The sequence below is a fragment of the Oceanobacillus sojae genome (assembly GCF_007991515.1).
Lineage (GTDB): Bacteria > Bacillota > Bacilli > Bacillales > Amphibacillaceae > Oceanobacillus > Oceanobacillus sojae.
On the sequence record NZ_BJYM01000027.1, the window covers coordinates 17687 to 39562 of the forward strand.

The 21876-nt window shown below is 37.0% G+C and carries 21 protein-coding genes; 18 read left to right on the forward strand and 3 right to left on the reverse strand.

Translation table 11 applies throughout. The features are described 5' to 3' along the window. Positions 1–34 precede the first annotated feature (34 nt). The 15 genes from rnpA to OSO01_RS21920 all read left to right on the forward strand — a co-directional run bounded on the left by rnpA (position 35) and on the right by OSO01_RS21920 (position 15928). Positions 35–382, forward strand: a complete 348-nt coding sequence (gene rnpA, locus OSO01_RS21850; protein ID WP_147212582.1) for a ribonuclease P protein component — start codon at positions 35–37, stop codon at positions 380–382. A gap of 82 nt (positions 383–464) precedes the next feature. Then, positions 465–1223, forward strand: coding sequence for a membrane protein insertase YidC (yidC, locus tag OSO01_RS21855; protein ID WP_147212583.1), 759 nt, complete (start codon positions 465–467; stop codon positions 1221–1223). Between the two features lie 205 nt (positions 1224–1428). Then, positions 1429–2040, forward strand: a complete 612-nt coding sequence (gene jag, locus OSO01_RS21860) for an RNA-binding cell elongation regulator Jag/EloR (RefSeq protein ID WP_147212584.1) — start codon at positions 1429–1431, stop codon at positions 2038–2040. A gap of 494 nt (positions 2041–2534) precedes the next feature. Next, positions 2535–3911, forward strand: coding sequence for a tRNA uridine-5-carboxymethylaminomethyl(34) synthesis GTPase MnmE (mnmE, locus tag OSO01_RS21865; protein ID WP_147212585.1), 1377 nt, complete (start codon positions 2535–2537; stop codon positions 3909–3911). Between the two features lie 33 nt (positions 3912–3944). Continuing rightward, entirely contained in the window at positions 3945–5831 is a 1887-nt protein-coding gene (gene mnmG, locus OSO01_RS21870; protein ID WP_147212586.1) for a tRNA uridine-5-carboxymethylaminomethyl(34) synthesis enzyme MnmG, read from the forward strand. Positions 5832–6019: 188 nt separating this feature from the next. After that, positions 6020–6736: a 16S rRNA (guanine(527)-N(7))-methyltransferase RsmG gene (gene rsmG, locus OSO01_RS21875; RefSeq protein ID WP_147212587.1), complete on the forward strand. Its 717-nt coding sequence runs from the start codon at positions 6020–6022 to the stop codon at positions 6734–6736. 587 nt (positions 6737–7323) lie between these two features. Beyond that, positions 7324–8181 carry a nucleoid occlusion protein gene (gene noc / locus OSO01_RS21880; RefSeq protein WP_147212588.1) on the forward strand — a complete coding sequence of 286 codons (858 nt, stop codon included), beginning with the start codon at positions 7324–7326 and terminating at the stop codon, positions 8179–8181. A gap of 478 nt (positions 8182–8659) precedes the next feature. Then, positions 8660–9433: a ParA family protein gene (locus OSO01_RS21885; RefSeq protein WP_077602784.1), complete on the forward strand. Its 774-nt coding sequence runs from the start codon at positions 8660–8662 to the stop codon at positions 9431–9433. Next, positions 9414–10250 (forward strand): ParB/RepB/Spo0J family partition protein, encoded by an 837-nt coding sequence (locus tag OSO01_RS21890; RefSeq protein ID WP_147212589.1) that lies wholly within the window; start codon positions 9414–9416, stop codon positions 10248–10250. The genes OSO01_RS21885 and OSO01_RS21890 overlap by 20 nt, the downstream gene beginning before the upstream one ends. Before the next feature lie 505 nt (positions 10251–10755). Then, a complete protein-coding gene (locus tag OSO01_RS21895) occupies positions 10756–11706 on the forward strand; it encodes a metal ABC transporter solute-binding protein, Zn/Mn family (protein ID WP_147212590.1) in 951 nt (316 codons plus the stop codon). After that, complete coding sequence (locus OSO01_RS21900) at positions 11699–12472, forward strand: metal ABC transporter ATP-binding protein (protein ID WP_147212591.1); 774 nt, start codon at positions 11699–11701, stop codon at positions 12470–12472. The genes OSO01_RS21895 and OSO01_RS21900 overlap by 8 nt, the downstream gene beginning before the upstream one ends. After that, positions 12447–13373: a metal ABC transporter permease gene (locus OSO01_RS21905; RefSeq protein WP_147212592.1), complete on the forward strand. Its 927-nt coding sequence runs from the start codon at positions 12447–12449 to the stop codon at positions 13371–13373. Before OSO01_RS21900 ends, OSO01_RS21905 begins: the two co-directional genes overlap by 26 nt. Next, positions 13370–14257: a metal ABC transporter permease gene (locus OSO01_RS21910; protein ID WP_147212593.1), complete on the forward strand. Its 888-nt coding sequence runs from the start codon at positions 13370–13372 to the stop codon at positions 14255–14257. Before OSO01_RS21905 ends, OSO01_RS21910 begins: the two co-directional genes overlap by 4 nt. Positions 14258–14363: 106 nt before the next feature. Next, on the forward strand, positions 14364–15047 hold the full coding sequence (locus tag OSO01_RS21915; RefSeq protein WP_147212594.1) for a response regulator transcription factor: 684 nt from the start codon (positions 14364–14366) through the stop codon (positions 15045–15047). Beyond that, on the forward strand, positions 15044–15928 hold the full coding sequence (locus OSO01_RS21920) for a sensor histidine kinase (RefSeq protein WP_147212595.1): 885 nt from the start codon (positions 15044–15046) through the stop codon (positions 15926–15928). Before OSO01_RS21915 ends, OSO01_RS21920 begins: the two co-directional genes overlap by 4 nt. A 97-nt stretch (positions 15929–16025) precedes the next feature. Here the strand turns inward: OSO01_RS21920 and OSO01_RS21925 are convergent, their stop codons facing one another. Both OSO01_RS21925 and OSO01_RS21930 read right to left on the reverse strand, forming a co-directional pair. Beyond that, the gene (locus OSO01_RS21925) at positions 16026–16802 is read right to left on the reverse strand and encodes an ABC-2 transporter permease family protein (RefSeq protein ID WP_147212596.1); all 777 of its coding nucleotides are present in this window, start codon (positions 16800–16802) and stop codon (positions 16026–16028) included. Beyond that, a complete protein-coding gene (locus OSO01_RS21930) occupies positions 16795–17727 on the reverse strand; it encodes an ABC transporter ATP-binding protein (protein ID WP_147212597.1) in 933 nt (310 codons plus the stop codon). Before OSO01_RS21930 ends, OSO01_RS21925 begins: the two co-directional genes overlap by 8 nt. A gap of 530 nt (positions 17728–18257) precedes the next feature. On the opposite strand from OSO01_RS21930, the gene OSO01_RS21935 reads away from it, so the two are divergent. Next, entirely contained in the window at positions 18258–18962 is a 705-nt protein-coding gene (locus OSO01_RS21935; protein ID WP_147212598.1) for a DUF554 domain-containing protein, read from the forward strand. Positions 18963–19005: 43 nt separating this feature from the next. Here the strand turns inward: OSO01_RS21935 and yyaC are convergent, their stop codons facing one another. Continuing rightward, a complete protein-coding gene (gene yyaC / locus OSO01_RS21940; RefSeq protein WP_147212599.1) occupies positions 19006–19605 on the reverse strand; it encodes a spore protease YyaC in 600 nt (199 codons plus the stop codon). A gap of 78 nt (positions 19606–19683) precedes the next feature. Between yyaC and OSO01_RS21945 the strand changes: the two genes are divergently transcribed. Together OSO01_RS21945 and OSO01_RS21950 are read left to right on the forward strand one after the other, a co-directional pair. Then, a complete protein-coding gene (locus OSO01_RS21945) occupies positions 19684–20703 on the forward strand; it encodes a YkvI family membrane protein (RefSeq protein ID WP_147212600.1) in 1020 nt (339 codons plus the stop codon). Between the two features lie 237 nt (positions 20704–20940). After that, on the forward strand, positions 20941–21846 hold the full coding sequence (locus OSO01_RS21950) for a mechanosensitive ion channel family protein (RefSeq protein ID WP_186813739.1): 906 nt from the start codon (positions 20941–20943) through the stop codon (positions 21844–21846). Positions 21847–21876: the final 30 nt, after the last annotated feature.

The window sequence follows — 21876 nt, forward strand, 5'->3', positions numbered from 1 at the left end:
AGATGTATGTGGGTTAAATTAAAAGGTGATGACGGTGAAAAAACAATTTCGGATTAAAAAAAATGAAGAATTTCAGGCAGCTTTTAAGCATGGGAATTCATTCGCAAATAAACAGCTGGTTATTTATTATAGAAAGAAAGAAGATCAGGATCATATCCGGATCGGTTTGTCTGTTGGGAAAAAAATAGGCAATGCCGTTGTCAGAAATCGTATAAAAAGGTTGCTGCGGGTGTCTTTTCAAGAGTTAGAGAAGGATATTAAACCTTGTTATGATATTGTAATCATTGCCAGAAACCCAACGAAAACAATGAGTTACGAAATGATGAAAAAAAGTCTCTCGCATTTATTATATAAAGAAAAACTATTTAAGCACTCGAAGTAAGGACAAGTTTAAGATAGAATTCACAATGTAAATAAGCTAAAATAACAAGTAGAAGCATTGGGAATATTAAGGAGGAAAAGCTTTGCGCAAAAAATACGGGATATTAATCACTTTTCTCGTGTTAGCGGTTTTTTTAGCTGGGTGTACCCAAATTGATGAACCGATTACACCTGAAAGTGAAGGGTTTTGGAATACAGTCTTCGTTTATCCATTATCTTGGGTTATAACAAAGATTGCAGTGTTTTTAAATGAAAACTATGGCTTGGCAATTATTTTAGTAACAGTAGTTATCCGTTTAATATTAGTGCCATTAAACGTCAAACAAATTAAAAGTACGAAAGCAATGCAGGAAGTTCAGCCGCAATTACAGGAGCTTCAGAAAAAATATGCTTCTAAGGATGCAAATACACAGCAGAAATTACAGCAGGAAACCATGCAATTATTCCAAAAAAATGGAGTTAATCCATTAGCTGGGTGTTTACCAATTCTTGTACAAATGCCAATATTTATTGCGATGTATCATGCAATTAGACGTACGACAGAAATTGCTACACATGATTTTCTTTGGTTCCAGCTTGGAACACCGGATTACATTTTGCCGATTCTGACAGGACTGTTTACTTTCTTACAGCAGAAATTAATGATGTCTACGAATTCAGCTGCAAACAGTAATCCGCAAATGAGATTACAGCTGCAGATTATGCTTTATGTGATGCCGATTATGATTGGTGTAATGGCATTCTTCTTCCCGGCAGCATTAGCATTATACTGGGTAACAGGTAACATTTTTATGGTGTTCCAAACGCTTCTTATTAATAAGCCAATGATGTCAAAAAAATAAAATGTTATAATGAGGGAAGAAATTCCCTCATTATTAATAAGTGAAATAGTTAAACAGTTTTAAGTTTTATGAAAATACTCATAGCAATTATGAAGCTCTTCAGAAATTAAATATAGCGTCTATTTTCCGCATAATTTATGGTTATATTTCTTTATTAAATAAAGGAAATTACGGACGCTTATGCTGAAAAATGGAGGGGAAACGATTGAGAGAAGTAACTGCAAGTGGTCAAACAGTTGAAGAAGCGGTTCAATCAGCTCTGGAGCAATTAGGAGTAGAGAAGAGCCAAGTAGATGTTGAGGTCATTGATGAAGGTAAAAAAGGAGTATTTGGAATTTTTGGATCTAAACGAGCTTTTGTAAAAGTAACAGTAGCAAAGGACCCGATTGAAGAGACAGCTCAATTTATCAAAGAAGTTACTAGCAACATGAATCTCTCAGTAAAAATAGATACAGAAGTGAAAGAAAATCATGTAACGTATACAATGCATCATGAAAATATTGCAAAGCTTATCGGAAAAAGGGGTCAGACCCTAAATGCGTTGCAATATTTAGTGCATTTAGTCATTAATAAGCATAATGATACGTATTATACAGTAACATTGGATGCGGAAGGTTACCGTGCGAGAAGAAAGGAAACCTTGGAATCACTTGCGTTGAAAATGGGAGATAAAGCACAGAAAACAAAGAAACGAGTTGTACTGGAGCCGATGCCGGCATTTGAACGTAAAATTATCCATAGTGTTCTGCAGGATAAGCAGGTTTCTACTTATTCTGATGGTGTCGAGCCTCATCGTCATATTGTTATTAAACCTTAAAACCAAAGCCTGAGAATGCGTCAGATCTCTCAGGTTTTGGTTTTTTATATTCATCCACCATTAAGAAGAAGATTTTAACAATGTATTTAAAATTGTATTAGTGATTTTTAATACCGTTGTTTTTCCACTTCCTGAAACTCCTCCAACAACAATTATATAAGGTTTATTCATCGCATCCACCTCTATGGTTTAAAATGAATTATTCCATTGTAATATATCATAAATAGCACGTCTCGAAAAAATAATCTCAGCCTCAGTTCTATAAGCTAGAAGCAAATTAAATAGTTTTCTATTTATCATTTCACTTATCCACTAACAGAAAAAACAAAGAAATACGTTATACACATGTGGATAACAAGAGTGTTAAGGATTTAAAAGTATTCATGTGGATAAGTTTCTTTTTTTTAAAATCTATGTTATTCTTGATTGTTAGTGATAATAAAAATTAACGATTTAATTATAGATATAGAATGAAGGTAAGGCAGGTGAATAAAATGGATACAGATACAATAGCGGCAATATCTACTCCAATTGGCGAGGGAGCTATTGCAATTGTGCGTCTAAGCGGGCCAGAAGCAGTCTCGTTTGTCTCTGATGTGTTTGAAGGAAAGAGTCTGAAAGAGGTAGATTCTCATACGATTCATTATGGAAAAGTTGTTGATCCGGTAACGAGGGAATTAGCAGAAGAGGTCATGGTATCTGTGATGCGTGCTCCCAAAACGTTTACGCGTGAAGATATTGTTGAGATTAATTGTCATGGCGGTTTAGTATCTGTGAACCGTGTGTTAGAGATTATGCTGGCAAAAGGAGCTCGACTGGCTGAGCCGGGTGAATTTACAAAACGTGCCTTTTTAAACGGGCGTATTGATTTATCACAGGCGGAAGCTGTTATGGATTTAATTCGTGCAAAGACAGATAAGGCGATGAATGTGGCATTAAAGCAAATGGATGGACGTTTATCGAAGCTTATTCAGACGTTAAGACAGGAATTACTGGAAACAGTTGCTCATGTAGAGGTAAATATCGATTATCCAGAGTATGATGATGTAGAGGAAATGACGCATACCTTAATGGAAGAAAAGACCAAAGAGGTAGGGCTCGAAATAGAGAAGCTGCTGGAGGTTGCTGCGCAGGGGAAAATTCTGCGTGAAGGACTGGCAACAGCCATTATTGGCCGGCCAAATGTCGGGAAATCTTCCTTAATGAATACATTAGTCCAGGAAAATAAAGCAATTGTAACGGAAATTCCAGGAACAACAAGAGATATTATTGAAGAATATGTGAATGTCCGCGGCGTTCCATTACGTTTAGTCGATACAGCCGGCATCCGGGAAACAGAGGATATTGTAGAGCGCATCGGTGTGGATCGTTCCAGACAGGTATTGAAGGAATCAGATTTAATTTTATTTGTATTAAATTATAATGAAGCTTTGAGCGAGGAAGATAAAAAATTATTTGAAGCCGTTCAAGGATTAGAATATATTGTTATTATTAATAAGACAGATTTAGAACAGAAATTAGATTTGGAAGAGGTAAAGGCATTTGCTGAAGGGAAGTCTGTCGTAACAACTTCCTTAATTGAAGAGCAGGGTGTTGATGAGCTGGAGCAGGCAATTGCCAATACCTTCTTTTCTGGTGAAGTAGATGCAGGAGATTTAACTTATGTATCCAATGTACGCCATATCCAGCTGCTGAAGCAGGCAAAGCAGGCATTAGATGATGCCCGTGAAGCAATCGAACTGGGGATGCCTATGGATATTGTCCAAATTGACGTGACACGCTCATGGGAGTTTATGGGAGAAATTATTGGCGATACAGCAAGCGACAGTTTAATTGATCAATTGTTCTCTCAATTCTGCTTAGGAAAATAAGGGATATGTTTAATAAAGGAAAGGAAGAATAAAATGACTTACAATGCAGGAAATTATGATGTCATTGTTGTTGGAGCCGGCCATGCTGGAGTAGAAGCTGCGTATGCTTCTGCCCGTATGGGAGCAAAAACATTAATGCTGACATTGAACTTAGATATGATAGCCTTTATGCCTTGTAACCCATCCATCGGTGGACCTGCAAAGGGTATTGTTGTACGTGAAATTGATGCACTCGGCGGAATTATGGGGAAAATCATTGATAAAAGCTATATTCAAATGCGTATGCTGAATACCGGGAAAGGGCCAGCTGTACAAGCATTGCGTGCCCAGGCAGATAAACCGGTATATATGCAGGAAGTTAAGAATCTCGTTGAAAATGAAAAAAACTTAACTGTGCGCCAGGGAATGGTTAATTCTCTTATTGTAGAGGATGGTATTTGTAAAGGAGTTATTACAGAAACAAAGGCTGCTTACTATGCAAAATCTGTCATTGTCACTACTGGAACATTTATGCGCGGGAAAGTGTTGATGGGTGATTTAGAGTATGAAAGTGGTCCAAATAACCAGCGTGTATCCATTAAATTATCTGAAAACCTGGAAGAGCTTGGTTTTAACCTGACACGTTTTAAAACTGGTACACCGCCGCGGGTAAACAGTCATACAATTGATTATTCAAAAACAGAAATTCAGCCGGGGGACGAGAATCCGAAAAGCTTCTCTTATGAAACAACGGAAGTTATTGAAAATCAAATTCCTTGCTGGTTAACGTATACAAATGAATTTACACATCAGGTAATTAATGAAAACCTGACATTGTCTGCGATGTATTCCGGTATGAAACGTGGAACAGGTCCAAGATACTGTCCATCTATTGAAGATAAAATTGTCCGTTTTAATGATAAACCGCGACACCAGATTTTCTTAGAACCGGAAGGAAGAAATACAGAAGAGGTCTATGTACAGGGACTGTCGACATCTTTACCGGAATCTGTTCAGCATGAAATGGTAAAATCTGTTCCTGGTCTGGAAAATGCCGAAATTATGCGGGCAGGCTATGCCATTGAATATGATGCTGTCGTGCCGACACAGCTTTGGCCGACATTGGAAACTAAACGTTTACCAGGTTTATTTACCGCTGGTCAAATTAACGGAACATCTGGTTATGAAGAAGCAGCTGGTCAAGGATTGATGGCTGGAATGAACGCAGCGGCAAAAGTAACAGGAAAAGAGCCGATTATCTTAGACCGTTCACAAGCTTATATCGGTGTAATGATAGATGATCTAGTAACAAAAGGGACAAACGAGCCTTATCGTTTACTGACATCACGTGCAGAATATCGTTTATTACTTCGTCATGATAATGCAGATTTGCGTCTTACTGATATTGGATATGACTACGGGTTAATTTCTGAGGAAAGATATGCAGCTTTCACCGCGAAGAAAGAGCAGGTGGAAGCTGAGAAAAAACGTTTAAATAAAATTGTTGTCAAACCGACAGAAGAAGTACAGAACGTAATGAAATCTGCCGGCGCTGCGCCAATGAAAGAAGCAGTAAAAGCATATGATTTATTAAAACGCCCGGAATTAACGTATGAGCATGTAGAAAAAATGATTGAAAATGGAGAGAATATTAGTGAGGATGTAAAAGAACAGGTAGCAATTCAAATTAAGTATGAAGGTTACATTAAAAAAGCAAGAGAGCAAGTAGCAAGAATGCTTAAAATGGAGGATAAGAAAATCCCTGCAGATATTGATTATACTGCTATCAACGGGATTGCAACAGAAGCGATTGAGAAGCTGAAAAAAGTCCGTCCGCTGTCTGTTGGCCAAGCATCCAGAATTTCAGGAGTAAACCCTGCAGACATTTCCATCCTTCTTGTTTACATTGAACAAGGAAATATTGCCCGAATTGCAAATTAAAATGAAGAAAATAGCGGCGTTATAGATACGTCGCTATTTTTCTAAATTGTATAGTGCTCTCTATTTTGATATATACATATAAGAACATAATACTTTAGGGGAGGGAATTATCTTCTTCCTGAATAAAAGAAATTATATAATAAGCTTACAACCTCTGAAAAAATAATGGCGTGATAAAGGAGACTGTTATGAAACCAGAAATATTTGTACAATATTTGGAAGAAAAAGGGATAATATTAAATGAAGCACAGCAAAAAGCATTTGACATTTATTTCAAAGAGCTGGTCGAATGGAATGAAAAAATAAATTTGACAGCAATTACAGAAGAAGAGGAAGTGTATGAAAAGCATTTCTATGATTGTATTACTGCGGCTTTCTACACAGATATGACGCAGGAATTATCTATTTGTGATATTGGTGCAGGTGCAGGATTTCCCAGTATTCCATTGAAAATATGCTTTCCGCATCTAAAAGTAACAATCATTGATTCCTTGAAAAAACGGATTACTTTCTTGAATCATTTAGCGAATAAGCTGGAATTGACAGATGTAGCATTTTACCATGACCGTGCTGAAATTGCCGGAAAGAATGAGGCTTTTCGTGAAAAGTATGATTTGGTAACTGCAAGAGCAGTAGCCAGAATGTCCGTATTAAGTGAATTATGTCTCCCGTTTGTAAAAAAAGGCGGTTATTTTATTGCAATGAAAGGTTCACAGGCAAAAGAAGAACTGGAGGCAGGAAAAGCAGCAATTGAATTGCTTGGCGGAGAAGTAGAATCTATTGATACTTTTACACTTCCTCAGGATGCAGGTGAACGCTCTATTATTAAAGTGGTTAAAAAGCGTAAGACACCAAAAAAATATCCAAGAAAAGCAGGATTGCCAAATAAAGAACCAATTGAATAAATACTCTTTAGATTATTTAAACTCATTTTATATTTTTTCAGCGGCAGGTATGGTAAAATAAAACTATACATATCGATTGTTCGTTGTTGTATTTTGTGAAGCATAGATGCTATTATAGGAATATTATAGGTGTGGATTTATGATGTATATAGAGATACTTTAAAAGTCTCTAAATGATAAGCGGCGAGGTAATGACCTTCTACTAAAACTGTCCATGTTGAGTGGGGGAAGCAGGAGGTAACAGATTATATCGTCTTTATCTTCAAGAATGAATTCAGACCCATTTGAACATGTGCTTATAATAGATGAATTCATCAGATATTTATTTGGGAATGTATAGTGCTTCTATAAAAAATGTAAAGGCTTGATGATAGGCGTTATTTATTTTTAATATAGAAAAAATGACAGGATAACGAACCAATAAAGATAATGTTTCACGTGAAACATTATCTTTTAAGTGAAGATCAGGTATGAAATTAACATGAATGGGCTCAGTTAAAATAATTATTGCGTAAAGCCTCGAGCTTTTATTTTATATAGATGGAATAAAGAAATAGTTTGTTAATTTTAGAAGGTGGTGTCAGCAAGTGGTGAGTCCTTTTAATCGGATATTTGGAAAAAGCGATAAGGATCCAATTGATACGGACAAGGTTTCCTATTCTTCAGATGAAGTGATTCAACTCGATATCGATAAAATTCAGGCCAATCGCTACCAGCCACGAACGATTTTTCAGGAAGAAAAGATTAAAGAGTTAGCTCAAACCATACACACACATGGTATGATCCAGCCAATTGTCGTTCGTAAAATAGATGATGATTCTTTCGAATTAATTGCAGGGGAAAGAAGATGGCGGGCAGTTCAGCATTTAGGCTGGAAGAAAGTGTCCGCAATTATTCGTGAAATGAGCGATACAGAAACGGCCTCTGTTGCGCTGATTGAAAATTTACAACGTGAAGAACTGACTGTCATTGAAGAAGCTATCGCATATAACAAGCTGCTTGAGCTGCATGATTTGACACAGGAAGCATTAGCACAGCGTCTTGGTAAAAATCAGTCTACGATTGCGAATAAGCTGCGGTTATTAAAGCTGCCAAAAGAGGTACAGGATGCTTTATTAAAGAAATTAATTACAGAAAGACATGCCCGTGCTTTAATTAAGTTAAAAGACGAAGAGCAGCAGCTTCTTGTTTTAAAAGAAGTTCTTGAAAAAGAATGGAATGTGAAACAAACAGAAGAGCGAATTGCTAAAATCAATGAGCCAAAAGAAGAGAAGCGGAAGCCAAGACCTAAATTGAAAGGTATCAATAAAGATGTCCGAATTGCCATGAATACAATCAGGCAGTCGCTTAATATGGTATCAGATACTGGTGTTGACGTGGAATCAGATGAACAGGAACTGGAAGATTATTATCAAATAACTATTAAAATACCTAAACAAAAATAGTTGCGGAATTATCGGCATTTATGTTTTTTATTGCCCATCTTTAGTTGAGATGGGTATTTATTTTGAAGAGAATTAATATATAATAGGAGATATTAGAATTCGCAGGTGGTACTTTGGATAATTCTATATTAAAATTAAATTAAAATTTGCTAGAAAGCATCGTAATTTATAAATAAATGCTATGATAGTGAATAGAGAAGTGATTGCTCAAGTTTTTTTGATAAAAAGAATGAAAAATGCTGGATTTATTCAATTTATCATGGTAAAAGTGTCCGTGAAAAATTTGATTTCTTAACTAAGATGAAGAAAAGATAATAGATAATGGACTGGACACATACTGCCTGATTTGTTCAAGGGCCTTTATGAGGCGCCTTTGAAGTACTATCATTTAGCGGCAAAAGTTTGATGAACTCTGCTGAATGAACTTTCATTTTATCAAGAAAGATTTGAACAACCTCCGAGTAAGGTAGGTGTCAACATGGGGAAAATTATATCCATCGCAAATCAAAAAGGTGGCGTTGGAAAAACAACATCGTCTGTGAATGTCAGCGCTTGTTTAGCTTCATTGGGGAATAAGGTACTGCTCGTTGATACAGATCCTCAAGGAAATGCAACGAGTGGTGTCGGCGTTAATAAGGCAGATGTTAATCAATGTATCTACAATGTGTTAGTAGAGGATACGCCAGCAGAAGATGTCATTGTTTCTTCAAATTTAGAGAACTTAGATATTATTCCTGCTACAATACAGCTTGCAGGATCAGAAATTGAACTTGTTCCCATTATATCAAGAGAAATACGTTTAAAATCTGCATTAGGTGAGATAAAAGACCAGTATGATTACATTATTATTGATTGTCCGCCATCATTAGGGTTACTGACAATTAATGCATTAACTGCATCAGATACTGTAATGATTCCGGTACAATGCGAGTATTATGCATTAGAAGGGCTGAGTCAGCTATTAAATACGATAAGACTGGTGCAAAAGCATTTAAATAAAGAATTAATGATTGAAGGTGTTCTTTTAACAATGCTGGATGCACGTACTAATCTTGGAATTCAAGTTATTGAAGAAGTGAAAAAGTATTTCCAGGATAAAGTATTTGAAACAATTATTCCAAGAAATGTTCGTTTAGGTGAAGCACCAAGCCATGGTCAGCCAATTATCTCTTATGACCCCAAATCCCGCGGTGCAGAGGTATATCTTGATTTAGCGAAGGAAGTGATGACAAATGCAGAGAGGGTTAGGTAAAGGGATTAATGCGTTATTTCCAGAAGCAGAAAAAGACAATAAAGATAATATTCAAGAGATTGAATTATCTAAATGCCGTCCCAATCCTTATCAGCCGAGAAAGAGCTTTCAAGCAGACTCCATTGAAGAGTTAAAGGATTCTATCAAAGAATATGGTGTAATTCAACCAATTATTGTAAGAAAAAGTCTTAAAGGCTATGAAATTGTTGTCGGAGAAAGAAGATACCGGGCAGCGAAAGAAGCCGGACTCAAGACAATTCCTGCTATCATTCGGGAATTAACGGATGAGCGAATGATGGAAATCGCGTTGTTAGAAAATCTCCAACGTGAAAACCTGACTCCAATTGAAGAAGCACAAGCCTACGCCAATTTAGTAGAGAAGCTGAATATTACCCAGCATGTACTCTCTGAAAGATTAGGAAAAAGCCGTTCACATATTGCGAATATGATTCGTTTATTATCATTACCTGAAGAAGTTATTGCTTATATAAATAATGGCGAGCTGTCGATGGGACATGGACGGGCACTTCTTGGGTTAAAGAATCCGGAAGCTATCGTTGTTTTAGCAGATAAAATACGCAAAGAGAAGTTAAATGTAAGGCAAGTAGAAAAGCTTATAATAGAAATGAACGAAAAACAGGTGAAAAAACAGAAGAAGTCTAAAAAAGATATATTTATTCAGGAGAGAGAAACTGTACTTCGTGATGCTCTTGGAACAGCGGTTCATATTCATAAAGGAAAAAAGAAGGGTAAAATTGAAATTGAATTTTATAATGACGATGATTTAAATCGCATTCTGGAATATCTTGAAAAATAAAAAATAGCCGATATATATTCTGTGACCATTCATTAGAATATATATCGGCTATTTTTATACGATTATAGATGTGAATAATAGTAGGTGGATATGGAAGAGAATGAGCCGCCAAAAAATGTCAATCAATAATACGACGGTGTTACGGCAGCTATCAATCAAATATGAACTAAAACATTAATAATCCGTAAACTTTTGACATGTGACTATAAATTTGAATAAAGCATAAAATGATAAATAAATAAGCAGTCAGTAAGACAGAATAGTATTAATGCTGCTGTCTTATTTTTTATAAAACTAAAAATGTCTCATTTATAGCTTGATTGTTCTGACAATAAGGCTTTCAAAACAAAGGTGTAACCGCTAACTTCAATATAATGGAAATAAAGTTTCCCTAACGAAAAATAATAGACAAGATAAAATTTACTTGACAAAACGAAATACAATGCATAAAGTAGGTGGTAGATAATAAAGTTTACCTTACGCAAAAAACGAGGGAGGAAGAAAGATGAAGGAAGCTTGGAAGAGGATATTGGGCTTTGCTATATTAATGGGGGTATTATTATTAGCAGCTTGCGGCTCAGATAATGATGAAGGCGAAGAAGGAGCTGCAGATGGTGAACCGATTGAAGTTGTTACAACTATTGCACAAATCGGAGAGCCGATATCTGAAATCGGCGGTGATCTTGTTAATGTAGAAAGCTTGATGGGACCTTCTATTGATCCGCATTTATATGATCCTACAGAGAGTGATATATCAAAATTGCAAGAAGCAGATGTAGTATTGTATAGCGGTTTAAATTTAGAAGCTAATATGGTTGAACCATTAGAGTCTATTGGTCAAGAAAAGCCAGTATTAGCAATTGCTGATACGTTACCGGAAGATGAACTGCTAACGGATGAAGAAGGGGCAACTGACCCGCACGTATGGTTTGATTACGAATTATGGCAGCAGGCATTGGATGCGGGTGTGGAAGAGTTAAAAGAGTACGCACCAGAATATGCTGATCAATTGGAAGAAAATAAACAAGCATATTTCGAAAAGCTGGACCAATTAGGGGCAGAAGCAGAAAAATTACAAGACATTCCTGAAGATCAGCGCTACCTGGTAACTGCACATGATGCATTTAGTTATTTTGGAAGAATGAATGACATTGAAGTAGTGGGCTTGCAAGGAATAAGTACAGAAAGTGAAGCAGGAGTTTCTGACGTCAATGATACAATAACTACAATTGTAGAACATAATGTTCCAGCTATCTTTGTAGAAAGCAGCGTTAATCAGGATACGATAAATGCAGTAATCGAAGGAGCTGCCAATCAAGGTGTTGATGTTGAAATTGGAGGAGAATTATACTCTGATGCAATGGGAGAAGAAGGTACAACGGAAGGTACTTATATCGGAATGTATGAACACAATATAAATACAATTTATGACGCATTATCTGGAGGAGATGAGTAAAGTGGTATCATCTGTTATAAATGTGGATGATTTATCTGCTTCCTACCAAAAAAATAAAGTATTAAATGATGTAGGTTTTGAAGTGAAGGAAGGAACAATTACAGCAATTGTCGGTCCTAATGGAGCCGGTAAATCAACATTAATTAAGACTATGTTAGGACTTCACCCTAAGCTGACCGGAAAAGTCAGTTTTTGGGGCAGTTCTTTTAAAACCGCAAAGAAGAAAATCGGTTATGTTCCTCAGCGCGGATCTGTAGACTGGGATTTTCCTACGGATGCGCTTGATGTGGTAACGATGGGTCTATATGGAAAGATTGGCTGGTTTCGGATTCCTTCAAAAAAAGATAAAGAGAAAGCGATGAATGCCTTAAAGAAAATGGGAATGGAAGCATACGCACATCGGCAAATCAGCCAGTTATCAGGAGGGCAGCAGCAGCGTGTATTTTTAGCGCGGGCGCTGGCCCAAGATGCGGAGCTATACTTTATGGATGAACCATTGGCAGGAGTAGATGCATCCACAGAAAAAGCGATTATGACAATTTTGAAAGAATTAAAAAGCAATGGAAAAACTGTTTTAGTCGTCCATCATGACTTACAAACCGTCCCTGAATATTTTGACCATGTTTTATTTTTAAATAAAACAGTATATGCATATGGTGAAACAGAAGAAGTATTTACAAAGGATAATATTGCAACAACGTATGGTGGAGATATGCAATGGGTTGGAAAGGGAGATCAATATGTTATCCAATCTACTTCACATTAATACGCTGTGGGTGATGGCGAGTACAATGATTCTGGGAATTGCTGCCGGCGGAATTGGCTGTTTAGCTTATTGGAAGAGACAAAATCTGATGAGTGACGCCTTGTCCCATGCGGCTCTTCCCGGGGTTGTTGTAGCTTTCTTGATTATTCAGGAAAAAAATCTGTTATTGCTTGTCATTGGTGCTGCTCTTAGCGCTCTGTTAGGAGCGTTCTTTATTCAATGGTTTACAAGTGCAAGCCGAATTACTGAAGACACAGCCATGGGGATGACATTATCTGTCTTTTATGGTGTCGGAGTGATGCTTTTGGCGATTGCCAACCGTTCTCCCGGGGGAAATCAGAGCGGGTTAAATAACTTTATTTACGGGCAGGCTGCGGCAATGGTACGTTCCGATGTTATTACTATGGTTGTACTGGCAGCAATTGTTATTTTTATCATATTCATTGCTTTTAAGGAATGGAAATTATTTTTATTTGATCCTGATTTTGCGAAAGGCATCGGATTATCCATACGTGGTATGAATGTGCTTTATACCATTGTACTGGTTACAACGATTGTTATTGGCATACAGGCTGTCGGTGTTATTTTAATGGCGGCAATGTTAATTATTCCAGCTGTAAGCGCGAGGTATTGGACCCATTCTTTTAAAATGATGATATTACTCTCCTCCGTTATTGGGGGAGCATCGGGTGCATTTGGTACATGGGTAAGTTCAACTGGCAGTGGTCTGCCAACTGGACCATTTATCGTACTTACTTCCGCAGCAGTGTTTACTATATCATTATTTTTCGGAAAAGAGCATGGGATTGTTATTCGCTATATCCAGTTTAAAATGCAACAGCGATCCTCACGTCTGGATCATCAGCAAGTTATGACAGAGAAAGGAGGAAGATCACAATGAGCTACTCCATGTGGATTATTTTAACAGCATCTCTGGTCGGTTTATCCTGCGGATTGATTGGGGTCTTCCTTATTCTTAGAAAACAGGCAATGATGGCAGATGGAATCAGCCATACCGTATTATTAGGTATTGTATTAGCTTATATGGTGACGCAGGAGGTCAGTGGGCCGGCGATGCTGATAGGTGGTATTTTTGCAGGAATTCTTACTGCGTTTCTGGTTCAAACATTATCGAGCTTGAAGGTTCGGCATGATGCCTCCTTAGGTATTGTTTTTACGTCACTGTTTGCTATCGGTGTTATTCTAATCTCTACTTCAGTCGGTAATGTCCATTTAGATGTAAAGCACGCCCTGATGGGAGAGATTACATTTATTCCATTTACAACGATGGATATTCCTTTGATTGGGTCTATTCCCAAAGCGACAGCATTACTTTTACTCGTATTGTTGGTAGTGATATTCTTCATCGTTGCTTTTTATAAAGAATGGAAAATTACTTCGTTTGATGCAGCGCTGGCAGCGAGCTTAGGAATTCCGGTGATATTCTTTCACTATTTATTTATGACGCTTGTATCAGTAACAACAGTCGCTTCCTTTGATGCAGTCGGTGCGATACTCGTGGTTGCGATGCTAATTACGCCTGCAGCTGCAGCTTATCTATGGACAGATAAGTTAATCGTAATGCTGTTTCTTAGCGGCGGATTCGGTGTATTATCAGCCATTATCGGTTATTGGATTGCAACATGGCTGGATACATCTATTTCCGGCTCCATGGCACTTGCGACAGGATGTATCTTTTTTGTAACCTTTCTGCTTTCGCCAAAGCACGGTCTGATTTCAAGATTGGTGCGTCCGGCGGAGTTAAGAGAGGAACAGGAAGCATAAAATATTTTTGTGAAATAAAGGAGTTTCGTATCTGAGATAGGATATGGAATTCCTTTTTCTTTTGCTATACTACTAATAAAAGAAAAATAGTGGGAGTAATCAACGTATGGCGAAAATCTTAGTAGTGGAAGACAATAACGAAATCAATCAAATGTTAGTAGAGCTATTATCAGAAAGCTATCATGTAGTAGGGGCCTATTCGGGAACGGAAGGATTACTTTTGTTTCAACAGGAATCTCCTGATCTAGTATTGCTGGATATCATGCTGCCTGGAAAGAATGGTGATCAGGTATTATCAGAGATTCGCAAAGCCAGCCAAGTACCTGTGATTATGCTGACAGCTTTGGGAGAGAAAAGACTTGTCAGTGAATATTTGCTGAATGGAGCTAATGATTATATTACGAAGCCTTTTGATGATGACGAATTATTTGCTAGGGTCACGGTCCAGTTACGTCATTTTAGACAGGATCTCAAGACAGATAGTCTGCGGTACATTAAAAATATTATGGTAGATATGTCTAATTTTGAAATTTCACGTAATGAGGAAAGCGTGCGGCTTGGTAAGAAGGAATTTGAAATTCTAACATATTTGTTAGAGCATCCTAATCAGATTTTTACGAAAGAGCAGTTGTACGAAATCATTTGGAAGGAGAGCTACTTGCCGGGAGATAATTCCTTAAATGCACAGCTGAGTAATTTGCGGAAAAAGATTGCTGTGTTAGATTCAGAAGAAGAATATATTGAGACAATCTGGGGCATCGGTGTACGTCTGGCAGGTGATAAGAGATGATCATCCTGGTTATTTTATCAATCGGTATATGCTGTTTTTTTGCTTTTCTCTATTTTCAGCAAAAAAACGCTCTAAAAAGATTATTGATTGATATAGAAGCGAAGAAAGTCTCTGAAACTAATTTGCTGTTAACAAGTAAGACACAGAATACGGAAGTAGAAAAAGTAATAAATGCGTTTAACCTGCTTTTTGAAGAGCTGAGAGAGACGAAAGTGACAAGCCGGCAAGAACAGGAGACATTAAAATTAGCTCTTCACAATATTACCCATGATATTCGTACGCCGTTGACAGTTGCCAGCGGTTATACGCAGCAGCTTTTGAGAAAGAAAACAAACGAACAGGAAATACTAGAGAAAATTCAAGATAATATACGCACAGTTTCTGGGCGTGTAGATATTTTATTAGAATACCAAAACCTTTTAGAGCAATCTATTAAACCTATCTTTCAGACAGTGAATCTTACAGAGCTTGTGAAGCAGGAATTATTACAATACTATGATGCTCTTCAGGAAAAGGATTTTGACGTTGATATTGATTTAGAACAGGCGTATATGATTACAAATGATATCGATTTGTTAAAGCGGATTATGCAAAATATTTTTGGAAATGTTTTAAAACATGGCAGAGATTGTTTACAGGTTCGTGTAAGTGAAACACAAGAGAGGGTCCGGGTAGAAGTAGTCAATCGGGAGAGGCAGCCCATTAAGAATTTAGAAAAGCTGACGACACGTTTTTATTCAGAAAACATGTCAAAAACAGAGGATTCCTCTGGATTAGGTTTATATATTGCAAGAGAACTGGCCGAATTAACAGGCGGTTACCTGATTATTCAAGAGAAAGAAGATTTATTTATGGTGATCTTAGATTGGCCGCATGCATAAAAAGCAGGGGAGAGTGTCGGGTTAAATAAAAGAAATAAGGTTCTATGCTTGTTAGAAGTAATAGAACCTTATTTCTTTTGTAATACAAACATTGTTCTTATAAGCTTTTATGGCGAAAAGCCTGATAAGCGATATAATTCATAACAATAATAACACCTAAGCTGAAGCCCAGGAAAGTCAGCCAGGAAAAATCTGGTAAGTCACGTATCCAAGCAAAATTAATCCCATATTGAAAGTCGAAATACTTGAGCCAGCCGATGTTGAAAAAAGCGCTTAAAACATTGATAATCAATGGGATTACAATGATAATGATAACACTGCTTACATTGGAAAATGTGATAACCAGAATGCAAAGGCCAATGATAAAAATGGCCTGGAAAGCTATAAATTGGATTCCTATTGTTTGTAAAGCATTCATCCAGAAATCCTTTGGAGCGGTACCAATTCCATTCTTAACAGCAGCGGTAAGAAAAGCAAAAGTATAATAAAAAAGAAATTGCAGGGCTGTGACTACGATGAAAATCAAATACTTCGACCCGAAGTATTGAAGACGGGAAACACCGGAAGTCAGTTGATTTTTATAACTCTTATGGACAAAATCATAGCCTGCAATCATAACAAGTAATGGCAGACAGAAATAAATCAGGAAGCTGGCCATGCTGGAAAAAGCGATGAATGTCTGATAGCTGTCCCAATCATGAACCTGCAAATGGCTTTGCATATCTGTAGGTTCCTCTAAAGTATTTACACCAACATTCCCTGTAGCTTCTGCTGAGACGCTAATGACTACAAACAGGATTAATAAAAACTGGGTAATATAAAATCCTTTTGTGTGAAATAAACGATAAAGATCTGCACGTACCGCATTAACCATAGGTAATCTCCTCCATCTCGTCACGAACTAAGCTTGTGAAATATTTTTCTAAATCTTGTTTTTGGTAATAGATCGCATCGATAGGAATTTGCTGCTGCACCAGCAAAACAACAATGTGATTGATTTGATGTGAGTCATCGAAAATATGCATCGTATCTTTGGCAATAATCTTAATTTGATAATGATTTTTTTCTTTCAATACACGACTGGCATTCTCCATCTGTGAAGTCTGTAATACAATATACTCTTGACTCAGTGTCTCAAATTCATTTTTTGAGATTTCTTTCACTAATTCACCATGATGGATAATTCCAAAACGGGTAGCCACATGATAAAGTTCAGATAAAATATGACTTGAAATAATGATGGTCATACCTTGTTCCTGCTGCAGCCTTTTTAACAATTGGCGGAATTCTATGATGGAGAGGGGATCTAACCCGTTAATCGGTTCATCCAGTATAAGAAAATCAGGCCGGGACAAAATGGCGATGGCAATCCCCAGCTTCTGTTTCATTCCTAAAGAATAATTTTTGAATTTCTTTTTATCTTTTGGATCCAATCCTACGATATCCAGCGTCTTCTGGATAATAGCTTTTTCGTCGGTAATTCCCCGTAATTTGCAGTAATAGGCAAGGTTTTCCCAACCGGAAAGTGATTCATAGGCAACTGGGATCTCAATAACACTGCCGGTTCTGCGTAAAGCCTTTACCCAGGTTTTTTCTGATGAAGACCCGAATAAAGCAATCCGTCCATTAGTAGGATCAATTAACTTCACAATGGATTTTAATAATGTTGTTTTCCCCGCTCCATTTCTGCCGATTAAACCATAGATTTCTCCTTTTTGTATGGACAAAGAAATATCTTTAAGAGCATATTGGCTTTTATATTTTTTATTTAAGTTTTTAATTTCTAATACAGTCTCCATTTCGCTTGCCTCCCATTCTTTATAATTTATATCATAAAGGGTGTTTCTCAGATTTTGCTCAATCAATTCTCAAATGTTTCTAAAAAATCATAAGCTCAGGGTAATTTTTAATAGATTTATGATCAAGAAAAAGGATTGCAAATTAATTGAAATTTGATTATAATGCTCCTTAACTCTTTATCCGAAAGGAAGGCTTGAAAACAGGATAAAATACTGCTACATATAAGAGTATAAACAGATAAAATTACTATATAAATTTTAATCGTATATAAAAAGAAACTTTAATTATTGGGAGTTTTACGGACTGCATAATAAAAAAGCTGAATTGTGTTTATAGACTTATTTATCATTATATAAAACATATTTAAACAGAAATGTTTCACGTGGAACATTTCTTGAGAGGACTTTGTAAAATAAGCTTGATATTGTTGTTTTACAGAGATTTTTGGGTGGGGGACTGAGAATGTGATTGCTCATTCAGGCAAACCTTTTGCGGTGTGGTAAAACCTCTTTAAACGGGAGGTCTGAAAGTGGCTTTATTTGGAACAATTGTTAATTTAGCATTTATTATTATTGGAAGTATTATTGGATTATTTTTCACAAAAATACCCGAACGGTTTAAAGAGACGGTTATGAATGGAATAGGGCTTGCCATTGTTTTGATTGGATTGCAAATGGCTTTGCAGACGGAGCAAATCATTGTTGTCTTACTAAGCCTGCTATCGGGAGCAATCATTGGGGAGGGCTTAAAGGTAGAAGAGGGGTTAAACCGTTTTGGGAAATGGATAGGTTACCGTTTTGCCGCTAATGAAAATGACACAAGCATCTCTCAAGGGTTTGTTACAGCTTCTCTTATATTTTGTGTCGGAGCAATGGCGATTATCGGAGCTTTAGACAGTGGTATCCGAGGAGATCATGGTATCTTGATTACAAAAGGAATTATTGATGGATTTACTGCACTTGTATTAACAACAACATTAGGTATTGGTGTTATCTTATCAGCAATTCCAGTTGTACTTTATCAGGGTTCGATTACACTTTTGGCAACACAAATTGACAAGTGGGTGCCGACCGCTTTTTTAGATGGTTTAATTGTAGAGCTGACAGCAGTTGGCGGACTTCTTATTTTGGCGATCGGTCTAAATTTATTAAATATCACCAAAATTCGTATCGGAAATTTATTACCCAGTATTTTGACGGTAGTGATTGTTTATTATGTATTTACATTATTTTAGAAATGAAAAAAATCGGGCTTTTATTGCCCGATTTTTTACTGTGTTAAATCGTCTTTTTAGCTGTATGTGTAATCAGGGAATGGGTTAGCTGGTTATCAACTTGTTTGAGTATACCTGCTATTTCTAAAGCCATATCCATGACGAGCGACAGGCGGGTGTTTTGTAAAACAGTGTGCTCCATAAAACCGCTGACGTTGACAACCCCTGTAATATTCATATTTCCTACCTGTGGGAGTTGTTTATTTAATGCTAAGCCGGGCTTCAAAGGCTTATTTTCAGCAATAATACTTCCGATAGAGCTGCTCTTGCCCAGGCAGGCATCAATTGCAATCAGATAAGGTTTATCGTATTTTTTATAAATATTGCAGAGTGATTCTTGTAAATTAACAGCATGTACTGGGTCGTGAACTGTCCCATATACATGTAAATTCCTGGGACGCATTTCCTCAAAATATGTCCCGGCGAGCGGACCTAACGCGTCTCCTGTAGAACGATCTGTGCCAATAAAGATGGCAATATAATTATTTGCTTTCAAAGGAAACCATGGAAATATTTGATCAGATAATGTTTTAACTACGTCGGGTTCTTTATAATTTGCTCTGAAATGGTTTGATTGTATGCGCAGGCGATTTTTTAGATTCATAGCAGTTCCTCCAAAATCATATTGTTACAGTATACGGTAAATTACGAAGAACTATACGTATGAATTGGGGGAAGTACTATGTGGAGAAGAGGCCTGCAATGGACGGCGTTAATTCTTGGTGCAACGATTGGTGCCGGATATGTGTCAGGAAGAGAACTGTGGCAGTTTTTTGGACATGAAAGTGGACTGGCTATCGTCATATTTTCTTTTCTTTTTTCGTTTTCCTGTTATGTGATTATGGTAATCAGCTACCAATTGAAAAGTGCTAATTATTTACCTGTATTAGAAATTATTGCGGGAACAAAGCTGACGAAAGCATTTGACGGATTTATTCTTCTATATCTTTTTACGACAACGATGATTATGATTGCCGGGAGCGGGGCAACAGGGCAGGTGTTTCATTTACCATATTCTATGGGCATTGGGATTACCGGAATCGTCCTCGTGTTGTTATTTATTAAAGGGATAAAAGGTTTATTGACTTTTAATGAGCTTATATTGCCCATTTTGATTGGTGGACTTTTGTACGTATTAGTGGTGTATGTCTCTAAAGAAAATTTACAGCTGTTTGCATATTGGCACGAGCAGCGCAACTGGTTTGCTTCGTTACCTTTTACAGCACTAAATATCCTTCCTCTAATAGCTATTTTAGGGGCCATTGGAAATAAGGTGAAAGGAAGGGGCGAAATCATTATTTGCTGTATTGGGACAGGGCTGTGCTTAGGAGTTGTCTCGTATATCTATAATAGCAGCCTGATTCAAATTGCAGATGAAATCATCCTGTATGAGATTCCTTTATTCGCTATTTTAAAGGAATTTCCATTAGGTATGATTCTATTTATGTCTATTCTTCTCTGGCTGGCAATTTTTACGACTGCGGCGGCGGGAATGCTGGGGATTGCTACGAGAGTACAGTCTTTTTTAAAAGAAGAAAAGCCAATGTATCTTATTGTACTTATTTCAGTATTGCTCATGCTGCCATTGACAGGATTTGGTTTTGCGAATTTGGTGAGCTTCCTCTATCCGCTTTACGGTATACTTAATTTATATATTTTAGCGAGGCTGTTAACCTATCCATTTTGGAAAAAAACAAAATAATCATTTCATTTATGGGTATTATGTATATAACTTCTAAGTAAAGGACTGTTAAAAAAATGAAGGTATCGGAGAATAGTATAATCCCGATGTTCTAAGGTCAAACTGCCAACGCATCAAAAATGCAAAATATTAGCTTTATATGTTTATTTTTTTGTAGATGGGAAAAACATTATGGTAGTATTTTTTAACATCCACTGGAAGAGCTGTTTATAGGGAAGTGAAAGGAGTTATATACGCATGAACTTGAATTTTATAAGCCACCAAATTGACAAGGTATGGGATTATTTAAGTGATCCTGAATTGTGGTTAGCTATTTTAGGAGGAGCGATCCGGATTGTTTTGATTCTCCTTATTTCCTGGCTGGTTGTCGGTATTGTGCGGAAAATAGTAGATAAGTTATTTGTACAAAGGCAGCACGGACCGATAAGGATTCCAAAACGCAGGGAAGATACATTGAAGAAATTAATTAAGAGTGTCGTAGCATATGTTGTTTACTTTATGGCACTTGTTATGATATTGGAAGTCTTTAACTTTGAAATTGGACCGTTACTAGCTGGTGCTGGTGTTGCAGGTCTGGCAATTGGTTTTGGGGCACAAAACCTTGTACGTGATATCATTACAGGCTTCTTTATTATTTTTGAGGATCAATTTTCAGTAGGAGATTATGTGTTAGCTGCTGGAATAGAAGGAACTGTGGAAGAAATTGGATTACGTACATCAAAAATTGTTTCCTGGACAGGGGAGCTGAACATTGTTCCCAACGGAAATATTGATCAGGTGATCAATTATTCAGCTCGAAATGGTCTTTCTGTTGTTGATGTAAATGTGCCTTATGAAAGTGATGTTGCACAAGTGGAACAAATTATTCAGGAGGTAGCAGAAACACTTCCTGATAAATATGAGTTTATTTTAGGTGTTCCGGAGATTATCGGTGTTCAGAATTTGGATGTTTCCCACTTTGTTGTCCGTGTTATTGCTGAAACAGAACCGGTCTTCCAATGGGCAGGAGAACGGAATATCCGTAAAGAGATTCAGGATAAGCTGTATAAGTCAGGTATTAAAATTCCTTCTCCCCGGATTGTCACTTATTCCGAGCAGGAAATGGATCAATTAACACAAGAACGTCAGCAAAATCGAGGATAAACCTCTCTTAAATTTGCTATAATGGATGTA